2 protein-coding genes and 1 pseudogene are annotated in these 2,988 nt (G+C 42.6%); all 3 read right to left on the bottom strand.

What is annotated here, in order from left to right; genetic code table 11:
- Positions 1-248: pseudogene (locus IQ229_RS21440) on the bottom strand (hypothetical protein); the annotation flags it as partial.
- A 150-nt stretch (positions 249-398) separates the two neighbouring features.
- A complete protein-coding gene (locus IQ229_RS21435) occupies positions 399-2,282 on the bottom strand; it encodes an iron uptake porin (RefSeq protein ID WP_194047180.1) in 1,884 nt (627 codons plus the stop codon).
- Between the two features lie 215 nt (positions 2,283-2,497).
- The gene (locus IQ229_RS21430; RefSeq protein ID WP_194047178.1) at positions 2,498-2,974 is read right to left on the bottom strand and encodes a hypothetical protein; all 477 of its coding nucleotides are present in this window, start codon (positions 2,972-2,974) and stop codon (positions 2,498-2,500) included.
- Positions 2,975-2,988: the final 14 nt, after the last annotated feature.

The following is a 2,988-nucleotide window of genomic DNA, read 5'->3' as shown; positions in this document are numbered from 1 at the left end:
TAATTAGGATTGTTCTTAGTACCTAAGTTCCGCGAGTAAGTCCCCGTATCGTCTGTATCAATGCGAGTAGTGCTTTGATTGAAATTGGGATTATTTCTGGGAAGTTGGATAGTACCCGATAATGTACCAGTACTTTGAATTGTGATTTGAGCAGAAGCACTTGTTCCACCTAAACCGATAAAAACTGCGGCTAAACTGCTGCTGCTAACAAGAACACAACCCAATTGAACTGATGAATTTAATTTCATGAAAAATTTGCTCCTTTAATCACATACAAAAAAAATACGCGTATGTTTACGCATGACTTTTCCTTGCTCCTGATGGATCGTGAAAGCATCTAATACTGAACTAGTCAGTAGTTAAATAGCGTATTTTATTACCTTTACATCAGTACAAAATTAAAACCGGAAACTTGCTCTTAATGTCCCAACGATTAATGCATCGTTAGCGGCATTGTGATCGGGATTGAAAATAACGAATAAGCCTGGAGTCAAGTCGATATTGTCGCTGAGTTGGGCGCGGTAAAAAACTTCTACGTGAATTGATGTGTCACTACGTCCACCTGCTGTCCCCCCATCAGAAAAGTTGGGAAAATTGAAGCCGTCGGGTAAAGTACTGGAAGTAATTTTGGGCGGTTGTCCAACAAGAACGCCCCCTAAATTCCCAGGACGCAACAAATTAGGAAAAGCCGCGAATACCATCCAGTTGGTAGTTTCTACACTTCCAGAAAGGTTAGACGGCTTGGAAGAAGTAAAGCCACCCCAACCGCCCAAATGCAAGTTAGGGTTAATTCGCCAAGCAACGGTAGCGCCAATGGCGTGGGTATCGAAAGCTGTCGGATCTGCAAAAGGTGAAATCAGTTGAGAATCACCAATACCACCTCCCAGTAAGCCATCTGGGGAGTGGGAATAGAGATAATGTACGCCGACATCGATGTTATTTGTGGGTGCTAAACTTAACTGAGCGCCAGCAGTATATCTACCACCAAATAGTCCGCCCTGCTTGGTATCGCCAGCAAAATTGGGTATTTCGGCACTATAAACGCCTTGCAAACTGATGCGATCGCTAATCTGCCAGTCAAAGCCTATACCACCACTGCCGTTACCAATACTTAAAATCGGGTTCCGCTGACCAAATAGAGAAATTGCACCATCGCTAGAACCTTCTAAAGGGCTAATACCGCGAAAGGTGTTAATCGGGTTGACTCCGGCCGTACCTACGACAATTCCCAAGTTATCCGAGGTGAGAAATCGATAAGATAAGTCACTAATAACTAGATTGTTGTCTGTATTTGACTCGAAACCCAACCGCCCCATATTGGTAGATAACAACGATGCATTAGAACCCAAATTACCCGCAGACAGCCCTGTTAGCAGCAAATCTCGCCCTGTAAATGAAGTTGCTAAGGTTAGTTGGGCGCTACTTGTGAAAGTCAGATTGGTTTTTCCCTGGCGTTCAGGTACTCCATCTCTCGGAAACAAATCCACGTCGGGGCTATTGGTTCCCTGCACGCTAAAAATGGCTTGACCAAATAATCTAGTAGTTGTGGAAAACCGATTTCCTTGTAATTCACTAGTCTGCTTTTCCACAGCTTCGACGCGCTGCTGTAATTGCTGCAACTCTGCTTTGAATTCGCCTTGCAATCTTTGCAGCAAGATTAAATCTTCATTATTAACAGTATTAATTTTATTGTTAGCGTAGGCGTAGCCCACCGCAGGCATCGCATCGTTAATCTTCTCCAAACAAGCATTTAAACCAGCCGCAAATTCATAACGGCTGATACTGCGATTCCCCAGATAAGTCCCATCAGTGTATCCTGCAATGCAGCCATAGCGTTCTACTAAAGACTGCAAAGCACCAAAAGACCAGTCGGAGGGTTGCACATCTTGGAGGTGCGATACTGAGGTGACTTGAGACATTGTGTTGTCTGAGTCTGAGGGATGAAGAGATTGGGAAAATTCTTCTGTGCTTTCCTGGTTTTGTACAACTTCTATTACAGGTTGAGTATCTTTTAATTCGGGTAAGTTAGGGGAACTGATAAATTGAATTTTGTCTCTACTTTTTCTAAGTATATTCTCGTACTTATTTTTTATCGCTGACGAGGTGGTTATATCTGGTTGCACGAATTCAGGCGGTGTAATTTCAGCAGGTGAGACAACTTGAGATAAATTATCCTGTGTTGACTGCTGCACCGGGTTTTCTGGCAGAATTACGGGCTTTTCTGGTAAATTGACCGCAGATATTGGCACTGTTGTCAGCACACTCGCTATCAGTAGACTCATATCACTCCTGGTATTTCATTTGACTTGCACCAATACTTCTTTTGACAGATAAAGTTGGTGTATATCAGGAAATTTTTTGAAAAAAAAGTGATAAAAGTTACTGCTTATCCGAGAGGCATCACCGTGTCAGTGGGAAAATGAAAGAGCAGAGAAGAAGTTGCAGTAAGTTTTTCCCCTCTGCCCTTCTGCCCCTCTGCCTCTCTGCCCCAAATAGATTATTCTGGCTCGCTACAATACTTATTCATCTGATTGACTAATGTATCTGACTGTTTGCCAAGAGTTGTAGCTGTTGTCAGTGCTGAATCAATTTCGGCTCTAGCCTTTTGGATTTTTTCTCTTCCAGATTCTGAGGCTTGTGCTGTCTTGGTTGCACCAAGCGCCTTACCTGCCTTAGCGATCGCTTGACTAAGATTTTGAAAAATCTTCACAAAACCGCTTTGAAATTCTTTCAGCTTCGGATCTTTTAGCTTCAGTTCTGCAATGGATTTAGTCACAAAGTCTAAATCTTTAGATAGCTGTATGCTAGTTATCACTTGCGTTCCTTTACTTTTATCAATAAGAGAAGTTCCAGCATTCACAACTCGAATCAGTCGTTGGCACTGGGAAACTTTATTGTCACTGCAACTAGCAACTAACAAAGCAATACTTAGGCTCACAGGAGCAAGAACAGTATATTTACGTAAAACAGACATTAACACCCCAACAG

The organism is Nostoc cf. edaphicum LEGE 07299 (genome assembly GCF_015207245.1).
GTDB classification, from domain to species: Bacteria; Cyanobacteriota; Cyanobacteriia; order Cyanobacteriales; family Nostocaceae; genus Nostoc; species Nostoc edaphicum_B.
This window is presented reverse-complemented; position numbering and strand designations above follow the sequence as displayed.